Source organism: Jutongia sp., assembly GCF_057878315.1.
Genome location: NZ_DBLXSO010000006.1, coordinates 11681 through 30552 on the forward strand (window position 1 = coordinate 11681; position 18872 = coordinate 30552).

Here is an 18872-nt window from a genome sequence, read left to right on the forward strand (position 1 = left end):
TCTAAATCAAAATAACTAATACAGCGCAAACCACTATATTAGTTATTCGACAAAGATTTTATTTTTCCTTTTTTTATTTTAACGATGTTCTGTTCCGACCAGACTCCATGCCTTCGGGATCATCAGATCCTTGTACAGATTAACCATATAACGGTCACTCATACAGGCAATAAAATCGCAGACCGCACGCTCCGACGTCTCTCCGAGAAGGATCAGTGCCGAAAACTCACTTGGAAGCTCCTCCGTATGATGTATGTAATAATCATAAAGCTGCTCGATCAGCGTTTCTACCTTTTTCTCTTCGCTTTTGGCAGCGGGGTTGGTATAGACATTCTCATACATATAGCTGCGCAGGGAAAACATTGCTTTCTCCACCTCCGGCGACATACAGATATCATCCTTTCCTTCGCTGTTGCGGACAATATCGTGAACCAGTGTGTTGAGACGGTGATTCGTGCTGTGACCCAACACATCCGTCAGCCAGTATGGAATCTCCTCTTCCTTAATGATCCCGGCGCGGATCGAATCGTCAATATCGGAATTGATATAGGCGATCTTATCCGAGAGACGCACGATCTTACCCTCCAGTGTTGCCGGCGTCAGGCTGGTCTGATGATTCAGGATACCGTCCCGCACTTCCCAGGTCAGATTCAGTCCCATACCGTCCTTCTCGAGACGTTCCACCACACGCACGCTCTGCTCATTGTGCCGGAAACCTCCCATATCCTTCGTGATCCGGTTCAATGCTCTCTCCCCCGCGTGACCAAACGGTGTATGGCCCAGATCATGTCCAAGTGCGATTGCCTCCGTAAGATCCTCATTGAGCTGCAGCGCTCTGGCGATGGTTCTTGCATTCTGTGCAACCTCCAATGTATGAGTCATGCGCGTCCGGTAGTGATCTCCCTCCGGTGCCAGAAAAACCTGGGTCTTCTGCTTTAAACGCCGGAATGCCTTACTGTGAAGGATGCGGTCCCTGTCTCTCTGATAATCCGTGCGGATATCACACTGCTCTTCCGGCCGGTCTCTTCCGCGGGTCTCATCTGCAAAACCGGCATGCGCACTTAATATCTCATGCTCCCTTTGTTCCTGTCTCTGTCGAAGATTTCTTTCCTGCTCCATACAAACACCTTTCTTTCACAGACCGCCGGAACGATGCAGATGCGCCCCACCGTCCCTCATGACGGTTTACTACTGTTCACACTGCTTTCCATAATAATAAAACCCCTTACTCTCGCAGAGACGGACCGGAACGATTGTTCCGATCAGGGATGCATCTCCCGGAAAATGTACCAGATAATTTCTCGCAGTTCTTCCTGTCACATATCCGGTCTCCTGCTTATTGACATCCTCTACAAGAACATCCTCCACCACACCGGCTCCCGCCTGCGTCTTCTCGGCTGAGATCTCCTGCACTCTCTTAAGGAGACGGTCAAAGCGTTCCTTCACAACCTCCTCCGGCACCTGATCCTCCATTGCTGCCGCCGGTGTACCGGTACGTTTGCTGTATATAAAGGTAAAGGCGCTGTCATACTGCACCTTCTCTATGACATCCATAGTATCTTTAAAATCCTGTTCGGTCTCCCCCGGAAATCCTACAATAATATCGGTTGTCAGCGCAATATCCGGCATTGCCTTTTTGATCTTAGCCACTAACTCCAGATAGCTCTCCTTCGTATAATGACGGTTCATGATCTTTAACAGTCTGCTGCTTCCGGACTGCAGCGGCAGATGAAGCTGTCTGCAGACCTTTTGGGAATGTGCCATCACATCGATCAGCTCATCCGACAGATCCTTCGGATGGGAAGTCATAAAACGGATCCTCTGAAGTCCCTCGATCTCATCCACCTGCTTTAGAAGCTGCGCAAATGTCACCGGATGCTCCAGATTCTTCCCGTAGGAATTCACATTCTGACCAAGCAGCATGATCTCTACCACGCCATCCGCCACAAGCTCCCTGATCTCACGGATGATCTCCTCCGGCTCACGGCTCCGCTCTCTTCCGCGTACATACGGAACGATACAATAGCTGCAGAAGTTATTGCAGCCAAACATAATATTTACACCACTCTTAAAGGAATACTTTCTCTCGATCGGAAGCTCCTCCACGATCGCATCCGTGTCCTTCCAGACATCGACGATCATACGCTTTTTGGCAGAGGTATCAAATACACGCATCGCCAAAAGCTCCGCGAACTTGAAAATATTATGGGTTCCAAAGATGATATCTACGTTGCGGTAGCTTGTTTTGATCTTATCCACGACCGTCTGCTCCTGCATCATGCAGCCGCAGAGCATCGTCAGCATCTCCGGGTTCTTTTTCTTGTAACGCTTGAGCTGTCCCAAGTGACCGTACACCTTGAGATTTGCATTCTCACGCACGGTACAGGTATTGTAAAGCACCAGATCTGCTTCCTCCTGATCTGTCTCCTCGTAGCCGATCATCTGCAGAATGCCAAGAATCTTCTCGGAATCTCTCGCATTCATCTGGCAGCCGAAGGTTGTCACACACGCAGTCAACGGTCTGCCCAGCTCACGCTTCTTATCCTCCATCCAAAGCTGCAGCTTACGGATGAAATAATACTGGCGCTCCGGCTCCTTCTCCGGCGGTGCCACGGTCATGTCCATTGACTCAACGATTTTTGTCATTTCTATTCTGTCCACAGGTTCTGTACTCCTTTTCTCAATTCCTTATCAACCCCGAAGGGCATATATATTTTATGATAGCATATGCCCCGCAAATAGTCAAAAGTACACACTTCAGCCCTCCGGATGACAAAGTCCGCACGGAGAGTATCCCGCCTTATGTGCCGCCGCGATGCTCTTAAAATACACACGGTTCTTCTCATAAGGAAGACCTCTGCAGCTCGGCAGATGGAACTTTTTGGAATTGATGTTTCCAATATATTTCTGTCCCTTGGCAAGCGCCGGCGCACTTCCCTGCGCTGTGGTTCCTCCTGAGGTATTCTTACTGCCTGAGATCTGGCTTTTCGAGCCGTCGGCTGCGATCAGACTGCTGCTTCCGTACTCTCTGTATGACCAGAGTCTGCTCGGACTTTTGTTCCATTTGATACTGCTTCCGTTGCTTGTCGCAATGATCGTCCCCTGCTGATCGGTACGGAATATCTTTGTACCGATCGCTTTAAAACGACTCATGGCACCCTGCGCCGGATGACCGTATTTATTGTCCGCGCCACAGCTTATCACGGTATACTTCGGTTTCATCGCCTGTAAGAACTTCTCCGACGATGCGTTGGCACTGCCATGGTGTCCTGCCATATAGACATCACAGGACAGGCTCTGTTTACCGGCAAGCATCTCATACTCACTCTCCGTCTCCGCATCACCCGTAATCACAAAGCGGTTTCTTCCATTGACCAGCTTTAAGGCAACCGAATAATCATTCTCATTCGTATAGCTGCTGCGGTTCGGCGCAAGGATCGTAAACTTCGCCTTGCCAAGAGAATACTTTGCCCCCACCTTCGGGCGTGTCGTTGCAATCTTCTTCTGTGCAATAATGTTGCAGTAGGACTGATATACTCTGGAATCCGTCGTATAATCCGGTGCGATCACTCGTTTTACCGGAAATACATTGAGTGCACCCACGACTCCATTGAGATGGTCGGCATCATAATGACTCACCACCACATAATCTAACTTCTTGACCTTCTGGCGTTTCAGATAGCTGACCACCTTGGAAGAGGCATCCCTGTCTCCACCGTCGACCAGCATAAAATGCGAGCCCGACTGCACAAGCACGGCGCTTCCCTGTCCCACGTCAATATAATGCACCTTCATCGTGGACTTTCCTGCTGCGAAAGCCTTCTGAATGCTGCCGGTATCCTCCTGTACCGTCTGTTGCTTTTCAACCGGCAAAGCCCCGCCGTTATTATCGCTGTTAAAACCATTTACGCCTCCGATCAGCATCGCTGCCATAAGAAGGCCGATTATAAATTTTTTCATTCCTTTTGTACGCAAAAAACCACTCTCCTTTATTCAGATCTATCATACATTTTTAGTGTATCACAGATTCCAAACCATGAAAAGAGTGGTTCTTTACACTGTTTATTTCATTAATTTTGAGAAGGCTTAATGACTCAAACTTCGCATTCTGATTATTCAATTGCGCCCATACTATTTCTTATGTCTCCTGGGAATGAATATAGATTTTTGCCTCGGGATATTTGACAAAACCGCGAAGCTGTGACCACTTATTCGCGTTTTTCAGCCGGAAAGGATACGGTAACACTGAACAGATCTCCATCCATATGGATCTCAAACATTCCTCCCATCAGCTCCGTCAGATTGCTTGCGATATAGAGACCCAGTCCGCTTCCGTCAGTTGTTCTGGATTCATCGCCCCGTACAAACCTCTCTGTCAGCTCCTGTGGTGTGATCGTTAACTGGTCTCTTGAAATATTTTTAATGGAAAATACTGCCTGAAACTCTCCCGTAACACTGTCCTCTTTTTGGGACAGTGTTACGTATACCCTTGTTCCCTCCAGTGCGTATTTTGTTACGTTGCCGTAAAGGTTTTCCAGGATCCGGAATACCCGTCTTCCGTCCCCCTGAAAACAGATCGGTTTCTCCGAAACATCAGCAACAAGAGTCAGACCTGCCTTTGCAAATTTCTCCTCAAATTCTCCGTTTGTCTGATTAACTAACTCCCCGAAATTTAAAGTGGTAATCTGAAGATCAATGGTTCCGGAGGACGCTTTGGATGCCTCCACCAGATCCTCGATCAGTTCCTTTAAGCGGAGTGATTTACGATCTAATATATCCAGATACTCCTGCACCCTTTCATTGCCAATATGCTCTCTCTTCAAAAGATCCACATAATTGATCACAGAGGTCAGCGGTGTCTTGATGTCGTGTGACACATTGGTGATCAGTTCCGTTTTCATCCGCTCACTGCGAACAGATTCATCAACGGCACTTTCCAGTCCCTGACGGATATGATTGATCGTATCTGCCAACTCTTTCTGATCCTTTCCTGCCTTTTCCGGCAGTTCGATCCGGTGCATGATATCCCCCTGCGCGATCTTTAGCGCACCCTCACGGATCTTTTCATCGGCGATCGCCGAAAACATTGTCTTTGCAAGAGCATATTCTCCAACGATCAAAAGCAGCGGCAATGCAATAAACAGGGTAAGTTTCTCAAGCACTCCGCCATAGCCAAGGATCATACTGATGCAGCAGATCCACACAAAGATCCACAAAATCAGATAAATGATCATCACACTTCCGTATCGAAGCGTTGCCTTTGCATCCTTATATTTCTCCAGAAACAGACGGCTTCCATCCATGAGAATAACTCCGCCCGCTTTTCCTTTCCTTCCACACCAGCACAAAATACTGTTCTGTGCCAGTCTGTTCTGCCGTAACCGCCGCAAAAGTTCAAAACCGGCTGCCATCACGAGCATTGCCAAGATAGCGATTCCAACGGAATACAACGGTCTTGCAACACTGAAATCTTCTACGATATCAATCTTCTCCATGTTCTGTTCCCACTTGGAAAGATGCATGAGCTTTTCAACCGCTCCACAGATCAGTATCAGACCTGCCACTCCGACCACTGCAAAAACTTCCGCCGGAATAGTTCTTTTCTTTTCACTCTCCCCTTCTGTTTCCGGCGCCACACGGCTCATTGATAGCACAAGCCCCATAAATGCAACGATCATAAGCAATACACTGACAATCAGAGCGATCACATTTTCTTCCACCACAGCCTTTGCCTGACGATATTGCTGCTGTTCCTGTTTGAAGGTTACCGCCCATTTTGCAACCACGCTGTTCTTTCCGGCAGTAAGCATTTCATCGGTGTTATAGCCCACCATGATCACCGCATTCTTGCACGGCTTGATCAGCTTCGCCAGAAATTCCTTCAGATTACCGGAATTGTGAAAGCCCTCGCAGAACCAGTTGCTGCTGTACACCTCTCCCCTGGCATCATAAGCTGCAAACGAACAGTCGATATCCTTGACATCCTGATTCAGATTATGCTGGATCTGTGACGCCATATTGTTCCAATGTACGTTTTTACTTGAAAGCGTATCTCCATCTGCTGAGGAAATCATTGAAACACTGTACCAAAAACCGGACTCCTCCAGAAATTTTTCAAGGGCACTTCCAAAGCTTAAGCAAAACTGCGCCATATCTGCAGCGGCCGCCTCATTACACAACGGCTTTTTCATCTTGCTTACCCATGGATAATACGCTGTATGTCCCATCTTATTTTCTGCGGTCTTCTTCAGATCAGCCGCATAGTCCTTTAAGCTTTTCTCGTACACATACCAATCATCGTCATTACTGACATTTTCATAATAAGCATTTGGATCCCAGAAAAAATTCTTCAGGGTAAAGGAACTTGTTCCTCCTTTGTAATACAGGGTATCCTGTTCATTCATCTTGACAACATGATCCGCATCGGTCTGTCCGAAAATATACACAAGACCATCCTGATTGACAACGTGATCGCCTTCAATCTCGTACATATCTCCCACGCCATACGCCTTCTTATAGTCTGCCATTACAGCACTGCGGTATGCTTCATACGGAACACCGTCCTCGCCTGTCCCTTCAAAATTATTTTCACAGGCAAGTGCCGACTGATACAAAAGCCATCCGCTTGCATACCCCGGATACGCCTGATTCAGCCATTTTGCATAAGAGGATTTCAACGGAACCTTCTGTGCTGCCTTTTCAAATGGCACCATCACGGTTTCTGTTTTTCTTCCACTCTCCTTCTGCAGACTCGGCAGGAGTGTCTCCTGTCCGTCATACAGCTTGTTGGTGGCAACACGTCCGGACTCTGCCATCACCTTTTTCCACTGCTTTTTCGTCGGATTTTTGCCGGATGCCACAGTATAATACAAGGTGCGGCTGTCCCATTTGCCACCTGCAAAATATTCATCTTTCAACGAAAAAATCGTTGATGCAAGCTTGTCAATACTGATATTCTGGATCGAATAATCCCCGAAGCCGTTCTGGAAATTCTTAAAATAACCGGAATAGTCGTAGTTATGTCCACCAAGCTCCGCCGTCTCCTGCACCGTAAGAACCTTTGTATCAGATCCACCGCCTGTCTTTAAAAACGGCATATCCGACAGCTTTCCGGTATAAAGGCTTCCATCCGCGCTCCCCATACATCGAATGGTCAGATAAAGCTTTAATGCCTGCAGATAGCCATCCGTGATCCGCTGAAATTCCAAACTCTCCTCCAGTTTTCCTTTCTCCGAAATGTTGTTTTTCCCGGAAAGCTGATCCATAGTCGATCTCGCCCCGATATAATTTACTCCTGAAAACGATGCTGCGATCGTGGACACCGCCAGAAGCAGGGTAAGGACTACCGAAATCATCTTTTTACCATTTGTTTTCCCATGTTGTTTTTTCTTTTGTTCATTTCCCTCATTATTCCTGCTCTTCATATCCCTACATTCCTTTCTGTCTGAAAGACTGTAAACCGTCTATCCTTCCAGCTTATACCCCACACCCCACACAACCTTCAGATAACGAGGCTCCTTCGGATCGATCTCAATCTTCTCACGGATATGACGAATATGTACTGCCACTGTATTTTCTGCAGCATAGCCGTCCTCGTTCCAGATGCTCTCGTATATCTGCCGGCTGGAAAAGACCTTTCCGGGATGCTTCATCAGCAGCAAAAGAATATTGTACTCAAGCGGCGTCATCTTGATCAACTGTCCGTCCATGTACACCTGCTTACGCTCGTCGTCCATCTCCAGACCTCCAAGCCGATATGTCATTCCCCCTGATGGCTTATCCTCGCTCATCATGTCATACCGCCTGAGCTGTGATTTGACTCTTGCCACAAGCTCCAGAGGATTAAATGGCTTTGTCACATAATCGTCGGCGCCGATGTTTAGTCCCAGGATCTTGTCGGCATCCTCGGATTTGGCGGAGATAATGATCACCGGAACCTTACTCTCCTCCCGGATCTTCATCGTTGCATGGATGCCGTCCAACTTCGGCATCATGACATCGATCACCAGAAGATCGATCCGGTTCTGTCTGATCTGTGCCAGTGCCTGCATTCCATCGTAGGCGGTAAGCACCTCATAGCCCTCCTGCTCCAGATAGATCTGAATTGCCTCCACAATTTCCTTATCATCGTCACATACAAGTATCGTCTGCATTTTGTCCTCTTTCCCGTACCGGTCCGGTACCTTTGCTGCTTTACATTATTTATCATAAATCATCTTTTTTAAGTCCACCGAATGAAATTCTTAAGATTTCTTTAATATTAACACAGAACCAATGACTTCTCCACTTTAATCCATTTTGGCTGACATTCCGGGCATTTTCCAATACCACACAAAGAGGGCTGCCATATCCACTGATACAGCAGCCCCCAAGGCTCATTTATCATTTACAAGTTTATCACACACAATTTAATTTTAGAAAAGACCACCCTTTTATTTACGCTTATTCTGTGGCATCCTGAAGAGCATCGAAGCCCTCTTCACCGGTACGAACCTTTACCACATTTTCAACATCATATACGAAGATCTTACCATCTCCGTAATGACCGGTATAAAGTACCCTCTTGGCTGTCTCAATAACCGTTTCGATCGGAACAGAGCTGATCACGACTTCCACCTTAACCTTAGGGATCAGCATTACGCTCAGTTCAGCACCACGATAGGTTGTTGTAATACCCTTCTGTGTACCACAGCCCATAACCTGTGTTACTGTGATACCGTTGACACCGATCTGGTTCATTGCTTCCTTCAGCTCATCAAACTTATTCTGCTGACAGATAATGGATATCTTGGTAAATTTCTCGGTCATATCACCCGGTTTATCCGCTATCGGCTTCATTGCAGGCTTATGATCGCTGCTCTTCTCAATAACAGGTGCAAGACCGCTCTTTGGTACAGGCATTGTTCCTGCTGAGTAGAACATGTTGCCGGCAGGCATGAAGTCTGCATATGCGGAAGTAAGACCATGCTCCTTGACATCGAGTCCGACAAGCTCTTCCTCCTCGGATACTCTCAGTCCCAGTGTTGCCTTGATGATCAGGAATGTGATCGTGATCGTGACTGCTGTCCATGCAATCGTGCTGAACATACCGACGAACTGAAGTCCAAGCTGATGGAAACCGCCGCCATAGAAAAGACCCTGTCCCTTGATCGCACCGCCATCCAAAGCAATCTGATAACCAGGTGCAGATTTTGTTGCGAAAAGACCAACAGCGATCGTACCCCAGATACCATTCATCATATGTACGGCTACGGCACCAACCGGATCATCAATCTTTAATACATAATCAAGCAGCCATACACCGAATACAACAAGCAGTCCGGCTACAGCACCGATCACTGCGGCACCGGCACAATCCGTAACATCACAAGGTGCTGTGATCGCTACCAGACCTGCCAGAGATGCATTCAGACACATGGAAACATCAGGTGCACCATATTTGATCCATGTAAAGATCATGCATACAACGGTTGCTACTGCAGGTGCTACTGTTGTTGTTAAGAAGATGGATCCAAGATCCGGAATAGAGGTTGCTGCAGCACCGTTGAAGCCGTACCAGCCAAGCCACAGGATAAATACACCGAGTGCACCGATTGTCAGGTTATGTCCCGGAATCGCATGCGGCTTACCGGTTCTCTTGCTGAACTTGCCGATTCGAGGTCCAAGCATTGCGGCACCGATCAGTGCGCAGACACCGCCAACCATGTGAATACAGTTAGAACCGGCAAAATCATGGAAGCCCATCTGTGCGAGGAAGCCGCCGCCCCAGGTCCAGTGTGCTTCTACCGGATAGATGATCGCGGAGATTACTGCGGAGTAAACACAGTAGGAAATGAATTTTGTACGTTCTGCCATCGCACCGGAAACAATTGTCGCTGTTGTGGCACAAAATACAAGGTTAAACACGAATGTGGAATAATTATAATTTCCATAACCGGAGAAGATACTGAAATCAAGCTTTCCAATAAATCCTCCCATATCGTTTCCTAATAAAAGTGAAGCACCGATCAGGAAAAACATAAACGTTCCAATACAGAAATCCATCAGGTTCTTCATAATAATGTTACCGGCGTTCTTGGCTCTTGTGAAACCTGCCTCCACCATGGCAAATCCGGCCTGCATCCAGAATACCAATGCAGCACCGATCAAATACCATACACCATACAGGTTATCGTTGATGTACTGAATTACTTCTTTCGACATATAACATTCCTCCTTGGTTTTCATTTTTTCCTTTTCACATGTGAATGTTACAGTTAAGTAACGAAAAGAAAAAGGTGCCACGACTGCATTTCGCTTCGTGACACCTTTGTCATGTGTTTAATTATATACATTGAAATGTATCTGTCAAGGAACTAAGGACATTTCTTTCTGAATTAAAGTTTAAAAAGTCATGCGCTTAATTTTGTTCGGCTGTAACAAAAGAATTGAAAGTCTATTTGCTCTGCACAGCAAAATCCGGATTCACATCGCCATCTTTTAAAGTATCATCGGTCAAAAACTTAAGAAAAGCAGCCGCTTCCTCCTGTTTCTTGGAGGAATTTGTAATGCCTGCATATGCTGACTTCCCCAGACCTTCGAGTTCTTTATACTTCTTACAACCGGAAATCTCAATTCCAAAATTGTACTTGGTCGTGTCAAAATCCTTTTCACCGCGGATCTGCTCTCCGTCCACAACCGGACAGTAGAGACGTTTCTTCTCCGGCCAGTCCTTAAACAGCGCAACCGTATCCGAGGTATCCGGCTCCAGAAAATATCCGGCAGATGCATAACTCATAAAGCCTTTCTTCGGCGCGATCACCACATCACAGGTTCCCGCATAAATATAACTCTGGAGCTGCTCACTGAGCGTACCGTTGGAAGAATTGTAGTCGGTATTGATCGTCACGATCTCATGCTTATTGTCAAGTCCCAGATAGGTGCCGACCGCCTTTTCAAGCTTCTCCACCTGTTTCTCATCCAGATTGTCATCGCAAACCGCCACATACAATACCGTCTGAGGCTTTGTCAGAGAACCGTACAGGTAGTAACCGCCAACGATCACCAGCACAGCGATCACAACGATCGTCTGCAGATAATAATCTTTAAAAAACTGGAACTTGCCCTTACTGTCCAATTTTTCGTACTCTGCTTTGTAATCTGTGTCATTCCGCTGCTGATAGATCAGCCCGTCCTTTTTCACCTTGCTCTTTTCATCCTCTACGGAATCATCAAAAATTCTTGCCATATATGCCCCTGTACCTTTCGTTGTTTTATCCGGCTTTGCTGTAATATGCAAAGCTATCGTTGTAGTGTACAAATTTCGTTGTCTACCATATAATTTCGTTATTTTTTACCTTAACAGTATACAAAAATAATCCTGTCCCCACAAGGAGACAGAATCATTTTTTATAGTATTTATATTATTTTCATAATTGCAGATCATGCCGTTCCAATAATATAGATCACCAGATACATAAGAACCATCAATCCGTTGATGATCACACCAAGTGACGGAAACAGCTGGCGGATATTCTCCAGCTTCAGGCTGATCATCCCAAGGACAAAGCCCCAGATATTGATCACTGCCAGGACTACACCCCAGATGCCGATCCATATGCCGGCATTGCCGCCTGCCTGCCCGGACAAAATACAGAGTACCAGAAACAGGACCAGTGACAGCAGCCCCAGGATTGTCGATGCAATTCCCTGCTTTGGATGCTTTTTGTCGGTCAGATGCAGACCGTCTTTTTTGCGTTTTTTCTTTATCATTGTCCTTTCTCACCTGCCTTTTGTGTTTCCTGCTGCCGGCTTTCCTTCTTTCTGCAGAACAAAATCCGGTGGAATATCCGAAACAGCACATAACCTGCCATTCCTCCAAGTGTATTCAGAAGCATATCATCCACATCACATGATCCAACCTTTGATACAAGCTGGATCAGCTCCACCAACAGAGAGGTCAGAAAACTGAGCAATGTGATCTTCCAGAACTTGCGCTGATTGCGTGAGATCACCGGAAGGACAAATCCAAAGGGCATAAAGCATACGATATTACCCAGAAGATTTAACATAACATAATACCCTCCGATTGCTCTCCAATAGCGCAGATACCTCCCGATCTCCTTAAACGGAACAAGACTATATTTGTATTCGTCACTCGGGACACGCCCAAGCTGCTCACTGAAGAACAGGAAATACACCAGTGCGATCAGGTAGATCACAAAGATAAACCATGACAGGATGCGGATTATTTTCTTCGCATTTTTCATTCCTAGCTCCTTAATACGATATCTTTCTCCTCCAGGGCATGGATAATCTTATCCATTGCCTTACCAACTTCCTCGTCCTTGAGCGTACGATCCGGTGCACGGAATACAATCTTGTATGCCATAGATTTGTAGCCCTGTGTCAGCTGTGCGCCCTCATAAATATCAAACAGAGTGACGGACTCAATAAGCTTGCCGCCCTTTGTGCGGATCGTCTCCTCGATATCTCCGGCAAGCACTTCCTTCTTCATTGTCAGACTGATATCTCTTGTCATTGCCGGGAACTTCGGAATGCCGACATACTTCACATCAAAGTTTGCCAGTTCAGAAAGCTGCTTCATATTGACAACAGCGATATATGCCTTCTGACCGATCGAGAAGTTGTCAAGTACCTCCGGATGAACCTCACCCAGATAAGCAACCTCGCAGCCCTCATAGATAACCTTTGCCTGACGTCCCGGATGCAGGAAGCTCTTACCTGCCTTCGGATCATACTGTGCTGCCTTCTTAAGCCCCATACGCTGCATCAGACTCTCCACAACACCCTTCATGGTAAAGAAATCTCCCTCACCGTACATTCCAAGAGTAAGCTGCATCTGCTCCTGTGGAAGCTCGGTAAGCGGCAGAGCCTTTGGAAGATAGACATTGGCAAGCTCATAAAGACGTACATTCTGATTACGGCGGTTATAGTTTGTTGCGAGAGAAGTCAGCATACCGCCAACGGCTGAGGTACGCATCACGCTGTAATCCTCTCCCAGAGGATTCATGATAGCGATGCTCTTGCGGAGCACATCGTCTGCAGGAAGCAAAAGCTTGTCATACACCTTCGGACTCTCGAAGGAGAAGGTCATCCCCTCCATGAAACCGTAAGCTTCCACAATATCTCTTGCCATATTCTCATGCTGCATCTTCTCGGAGAGACCACCTGCTGTTGCAGAACCGGAAGGCAGGGTCATCGGAATATTATCATAACCGAAGAAACGTGCCACCTCCTCTGCAAGATCTGCAAGACGCTCCAGATCCTGTCTCCAGGTTGGTACTAATACTTCCTTTTTCTCACGGTCTACCGTAAGCTCCAGCTTCTCAAAATAAGCGACCATGGTATCTTCATCAATGTCTGTTCCAAGCAGTGCATTGATCTTATCTACATTATAGGTGATCGTGATCGGCTCCTTCTTGACCGGATAAACATCAACCACGCCGCCGACAACCTCTCCTGCACCAAGCTCCTCGATCAGCTGACAGGCACGGTTCATTGCATCGATCGCATTGTTCGGATCAAGACCCTTTTCAAACTTCGCCTGTGCATCGGTACGCATTCCGAGCTTCTTACCGGATTTACGGATGTTAGTTCCATCAAAAGTTGCCGCCTCAAACAGCATTGTTGTAACGTCATCGGTGATTTTGGAATTCTCGCCGCCCATAATACCGGCAACGCCAACCGGCTTCTCGCCATCACAGATCACTAACATGGTATCATCAAGAACTCTCTCCTGACCATCCAGTGTCATGAAAGGCTCATCCTTCTTCGCCTTGCGCACAATGATCTTATGATCTGCCAGCTTATCCAGATCATACGCATGCATTGGCTGTGCATACTCCTCCATCACATAGTTTGTGATATCCACGATATTGTTGATCGGACGGATACCGACAGAAGCAAGACGACGCTGCATCCACTCCGGTGACGGAGCAATCTTGATATTTTTAACAACGCGTGCGGTATAGCGGGAGCAAAGCTCCGGTGCCTGCACCTCTACGGATACATAATCATTGACGTCCTCACCGTTACCGGTCACAGTCACCTCAGGAAGCACCAGATCCTTACGGAAGGTTGCTGCCACCTCTCTGGCAATACCGATCTGACCGAAGCAGTCCACACGGTTTGATGTTACCTCGTACTCGAATACAACATCATGAAGACCTAACAGCTCAACAGCGTCAGAGCCAACCGGTGCGTCTGCATATTCCGGATTATCGCTTAAGATATAAATTCCATCCTCGGCCGCATCCGGATACATATCACAGTTTGAACCGAGCTCCTCGATCGAACACATCATACCAAAGGAATCAACACCTCTTAATTTACCCTTCTTGATCTTAAAGCCGTTCTCGGACTCGCCGTCTTTATGGCTGCTTGCCACATGACCACCATCCAGAACAACCGGCACCTTATCGCCTTCCTTTACATTTGCAGCACCGGTCACGATCTGTACCTCACTGCCTGCCTCATCGATCTGCACCTGACAGATCACAAGCTTATCTGCATCCGGATGCTTCTCGATCTTATTGATCTTTCCAACGATGATCTTGTCCAGATTCTTATCTAACTCTGTGTATCCCTCAACCTTCGTTCCCGATAAGGTCATTGCATCCATATATTCCTGTGCCGTACAATCCAGATCCGGCACATATGCCTTTGTCCATGACATTGAACTATTCATGTTATTTCCTTCCTTTCTTTCCGCTGTTTCTCTCTATGTGATTAGAATTGCTTTAAAAATCTGGTATCATTCTCGTATAACAGTCTCATATCGTCAATTTCGTACTTGAACAATGCAATTCGCTCCAGACCGACACCAAATGCAAAGCCGGTATACTCCTCCGGATCAATGCCGCTCATCTCAAGCACATGCGGATGAACCATTCCGCAGCCAAGGATCTCAACCCATCCCTCTCCTTTGCAGAAACGGCAGCCCTTACCGCCACACTTGAAGCAGGTTACATCCATCTCGGCACTCGGCTCCGTGAACTGGAAATGATGCGGACGGAACTTAACCTTTGTGTCTTCACCAAACAGTCTCTTTGCAAACTCCTGAAGCGTTCCCTTCAAATCAGAGAAGGTGATGTTCTTATCGACAACAAGTCCCTCGATCTGATGGAAAGTCGGAGAATGTGTTGCATCCACCTCATCGGAACGGAACACTCTTCCCGGTGCGATCATGCGGATCGGAAGCTTGCCCTTCTCCATCTCATGTACCTGAACAGAAGAGGTCTGGGTACGAAGAAGAATATCCTGTGTAATATAGAAGGTATCCTGCTCATCCTTTGCAGGATGGTCTGCCGGAATATTAAGTGCCTCAAAGTTGTAATAGTCACGCTCAATCTCCGGTCCCTCTACAACCTCGTAGCCCATGCCGACGAAAATATTCTCTACTTCCTCTAAGGTCTTGGTATTCGGATGACGATGTCCCTCCGGAATGCGCTGACCCGGAAGCGTTACATCGATTGTCTCCGCCTTCATCTTCTCCTCGCGGAGTGCCTGCTCAAAGGCTTTCTTTTTCTCCTCAAGGTGCTCCTCGATCTTGCTTCTGGCATCATTGACCATCTGACCAACCTTCGGACGATCCTCCGGTGCAACATCCTTCATTGACTTAAGGATTGATGTCAGCTCTCCCTTCTTTCCCAAAAATGACACCTTGATCTCATTGAGCTTCTCCAGCTTATCAGAGGAGTCAATCTGTGTCATTGCTTCATCCATGATCTGCTTTAACTTGTCTTTCATCATTAACCTCCAGTAATTATTGTAAAATAAAAGAACGCGGAAACAAAAGTTTCCTAAAATAAAGAAAAACTCCCTGCATCGCAAGGAGCTTAAATATCATAAGGTATCCGGCTTCCTCCCGACACAGACATGTCAGGGACGGAGTCAACCGCGGTACCACCCTGTTTCTTATGTAAGCAAAAATATACACTGTATACTTCACATAAACACTTCATTGCACGTAACGTGTGCGAATCGTCAGACAATACTCAAACGAATCTGTACACCGGAACCCGGATCATATCAGATACGATTTTCCTGTCTGCAGCTCACATGGGAAATTCAACACTGCCGGGAACGTAAGAATGCTTTCAGCCGATGGCATCCTCTCTCTGACCGGATTGGCACTGTCTACTAAACACGATCACAGCCTTTACATTTGGTTGTATGATAGCATACTTTGAATCCTTTGGCAAGACCCTTTTGTTGTTCCTGTCATCGTTCCTGTATACTTTATCATTCCCGTAATTGTCTTTGTGGCTTTTACTGCTCCTGCAGCTTTTTCACGATCTTTTCGAAGTGCATCGCATGGGAAGCCTTGACAAGCACTGCGTCCCCTTTTCGGATCTCGCCGATCCCCTTTTCCAGAAATTCATCCAGATCCGGATAATACAGATGTGTTCCGTTATATCCGCCCCGGCTGCTGACATCACAAATGCCCTCCTCATAGTTTTTCGCAAGGGAGCCGATGGAAATGATCACGGAAATGCCCTTCTGTGCCGCATACTGACCGACCTCATAATGCAGCTTCGTCTCATCCGTACCCAGTTCAAACATATCTCCGATCACAGCGACCGTTCTGGCATCCTCGACCTCATGAAGTACATCAATGCCTGCCTTCATGGAGACCGGATTAGCATTGTAGCAATCGTCCATAATTGTCATACTGTCTGTCTGTATGATATGACCGTGACCGCCCACCGGCTCATAGGACTCAATGCCCTGCCTGATCTGCTCCAGAGAAAGTCCGAGAAGGAGTCCCACTGATGCAGCTGCAAGTGCATTGGAGATCATATGCTTTCCCGGTGCCGGTACCGTCACTGAGATCTCTCCCTCCGGAGTATGCAGCGTAAAACGGCTTCCGGCCAGTCCGAGACTCTCACAGTCCTTTGCCTGAACAGACGGTGCCTTTGACGCACTCTCATCCCCACTGATTCCATAAAATACCGGCTCCGTGATCCGCGGATCCTTATCAAGTGTACTAAGCTTATCGTCATTCCAGTTTAATACGGCAGTCCCGTCCGGCTTCAGATAATCAAAAATCTCTGTCTTCGCTTTGAGAATACCGTCCCTGGAGCCGAGATTTTCCAGATGGCACTGCCCGATGTTGGTGATCACGCAGTAATCCGGTTTAGCCATCCTGGCAAGACGTGTCATCTCTCCGAAATCACTGATTCCCATCTCAAGCACTGCTGCCTCGTGATGCTCTCTGATCCGGAAGATCGTTAACGGCAGACCAATCTCATTATTGAAATTGCCGAGTGTCTTTAAGGTATCGTACTTCTGTGAGAGAACCGCGGCGATCATTTCCTTGGTTGTCGTTTTGCCGACACTTCCCGTGATACCGACTACCGGGATCGTCAGATTCTCCCGGTAAAACTCCGCCATATCCTTCAACGCCTGCTCACAGGACTCTACACGGATATACGGCTTTGTCTCATCCACCGGCGGCTCTGTTGACATACAGCAGCACGCTCCGTCCTTATATGCCCCCGGGATAAATGTATTGCCGTCCACGCGCGCACCCTTGATCGCCACAAACAGTCCGCCCTTTTCTACCTGACGGCTGTCGATCGTAATGGCAGTAAGCTCCGTATTCTTCCGGCTCTCCGGTCCGGTATAAACACCGCCGACCGCCTGCGTTACTGCCTCCAAAGTCATTCCCTTCATAATCCGGTCCTTTCTGGTCAATATCTTTATATCCATTGTGAATGCTTCATCATCTCTGCTGTATTATTCGTATTTCTTCATTGCCTCCTGAATGATCGTCTCACAGAGTGTGCCGTAATCAACACCAACTGCCTTTGCTTCCTGCGGAAGAAGGCTGGTCGGTGTCATGCCCGGAAGGGTGTTGGCTTCCAGACAGTACATCTCATCGTTATCATTTAACAGGAAATCAATTCTTCCATATACCTCAAGCTTGAGTGCATGATAAACGTCCAACGCATACCCCTGCATTCTCTTTGTAAGCTCTTCACTTAACTCAGCCGGGCATACATCCTCTGCCATGCCGGCCTGATACTTTGTCTTATAATCATAAAAGCCGGTCTTTGGAATGATCTCGATCACCGGAAGTGCCCTCCCCGCCACAACGCCGGCAGAAAATTCTCTTCCGTGAATGCACTCCTCAACGACGACCTCATCCTCATAATGGAAGGCAAGCTTTAATGCCTCCTCATACTGCTCCTCGTTCTCCGCAAAGCTTACACCGACACTGGAACCACCGCAGCAAGGCTTTACCACGCACGGGAAACCAAGCTCCTCTTTCACTCTCTCCGCAGTGTCCTTTGCTCCCTTTTTGAAGGAAAAGCCCTTCGGCGTCGGAACATTCGCTGCCTGAAACATCTTCTTGGCAACGCCCTTATCCATCGCCATGGCACTACCCAGATAACCGGATCCTGTGTAACGGATACCCATCACATCAAATGCCGCCTGCACCTTTCCGTTCTCTCCCTCAGCACCATGAAGTCCCATATACACAATATCCGCCATACGACAGATCTCGATCACGTTTGGTCCAAACAGACAATCCGGATCGCCCTCTCTCATGGCACGGATCTGATCCAGATCCGGATCGACAGACTGAATCTGATCGGACAGCTTTGTAAGCTGTGGATCCCCGTCAAAAATACCGGTCAGATCGTCACCGCTTTTCCTGTGTCCAAGAAATATATCAAGAATCACCGCCTGATGTCCCTTTTCACGCAGTGCTTTGCAAACCTGTGTTGCAGAATTGATCGATACGTCTCTCTCTGTGCTGAGACCTCCTGCTAATACTACTATTTTCATTACTAATCCTCCTTTTCCGCTGCTTCCGTCTGTCGGAAACGCTCCGGCGTTCCTTCTTCTCTATAATTCCGTAT

13 protein-coding genes are annotated in these 18872 nt (G+C 47.3%); all 13 read right to left on the reverse strand.

Translation table 11 applies throughout. The features are described 5' to 3' along the window. Window positions 1-78: 78 nt before the first annotated feature. The gene (locus ACZLMD_RS02265) at window positions 79-1119 is read right to left on the reverse strand and encodes a deoxyguanosinetriphosphate triphosphohydrolase (protein ID WP_022306275.1); all 1041 of its coding nucleotides are present in this window, start codon (window positions 1117-1119) and stop codon (window positions 79-81) included. 69 nt (window positions 1120-1188) lie between these two features. Then, complete coding sequence (gene miaB, locus ACZLMD_RS02270; RefSeq protein WP_482522975.1) at window positions 1189-2646, reverse strand: tRNA (N6-isopentenyl adenosine(37)-C2)-methylthiotransferase MiaB; 1458 nt, start codon at window positions 2644-2646, stop codon at window positions 1189-1191. Window positions 2647-2757: 111 nt separating this feature from the next. After that, window positions 2758-3960 carry an MBL fold metallo-hydrolase gene (locus tag ACZLMD_RS02275; protein ID WP_487601652.1) on the reverse strand — a complete coding sequence of 401 codons (1203 nt, stop codon included), beginning with the start codon at window positions 3958-3960 and terminating at the stop codon, window positions 2758-2760. Between the two features lie 248 nt (window positions 3961-4208). After that, window positions 4209-7424, reverse strand: coding sequence for a sensor histidine kinase (locus ACZLMD_RS02280; protein WP_489495056.1), 3216 nt, complete (start codon window positions 7422-7424; stop codon window positions 4209-4211). A gap of 39 nt (window positions 7425-7463) precedes the next feature. Further along, window positions 7464-8153: a response regulator transcription factor gene (locus tag ACZLMD_RS02285; RefSeq protein ID WP_022307127.1), complete on the reverse strand. Its 690-nt coding sequence runs from the start codon at window positions 8151-8153 to the stop codon at window positions 7464-7466. 289 nt (window positions 8154-8442) lie between these two features. Then, window positions 8443-10203 (reverse strand): ammonium transporter, encoded by a 1761-nt coding sequence (locus tag ACZLMD_RS02290; RefSeq protein ID WP_484107126.1) that lies wholly within the window; start codon window positions 10201-10203, stop codon window positions 8443-8445. 232 nt (window positions 10204-10435) lie between these two features. Then, the gene (locus ACZLMD_RS02295; RefSeq protein ID WP_022307125.1) at window positions 10436-11227 is read right to left on the reverse strand and encodes a hypothetical protein; all 792 of its coding nucleotides are present in this window, start codon (window positions 11225-11227) and stop codon (window positions 10436-10438) included. A 194-nt stretch (window positions 11228-11421) separates the two neighbouring features. Continuing rightward, window positions 11422-11751 carry a DUF6142 family protein gene (locus ACZLMD_RS02300; protein ID WP_022307124.1) on the reverse strand — a complete coding sequence of 110 codons (330 nt, stop codon included), beginning with the start codon at window positions 11749-11751 and terminating at the stop codon, window positions 11422-11424. Then, entirely contained in the window at window positions 11748-12248 is a 501-nt protein-coding gene (locus ACZLMD_RS02305) for a VanZ family protein (RefSeq protein ID WP_489495057.1), read from the reverse strand. Before ACZLMD_RS02305 ends, ACZLMD_RS02300 begins: the two co-directional genes overlap by 4 nt. A 2-nt stretch (window positions 12249-12250) precedes the next feature. Further along, the gene (pheT, locus tag ACZLMD_RS02310; protein ID WP_482523664.1) at window positions 12251-14689 is read right to left on the reverse strand and encodes a phenylalanine--tRNA ligase subunit beta; all 2439 of its coding nucleotides are present in this window, start codon (window positions 14687-14689) and stop codon (window positions 12251-12253) included. A 41-nt stretch (window positions 14690-14730) separates the two neighbouring features. After that, window positions 14731-15750, reverse strand: coding sequence for a phenylalanine--tRNA ligase subunit alpha (gene pheS / locus ACZLMD_RS02315; protein ID WP_022307121.1), 1020 nt, complete (start codon window positions 15748-15750; stop codon window positions 14731-14733). A 522-nt stretch (window positions 15751-16272) separates the two neighbouring features. Further along, window positions 16273-17679 (reverse strand): UDP-N-acetylmuramoyl-tripeptide--D-alanyl-D-alanine ligase, encoded by a 1407-nt coding sequence (locus ACZLMD_RS02320; protein ID WP_489495058.1) that lies wholly within the window; start codon window positions 17677-17679, stop codon window positions 16273-16275. Window positions 17680-17742: 63 nt separating this feature from the next. Beyond that, entirely contained in the window at window positions 17743-18798 is a 1056-nt protein-coding gene (locus ACZLMD_RS02325) for a D-alanine--D-alanine ligase family protein (RefSeq protein WP_489495059.1), read from the reverse strand. Between the last annotated feature and the right edge of the window lie 74 nt (window positions 18799-18872).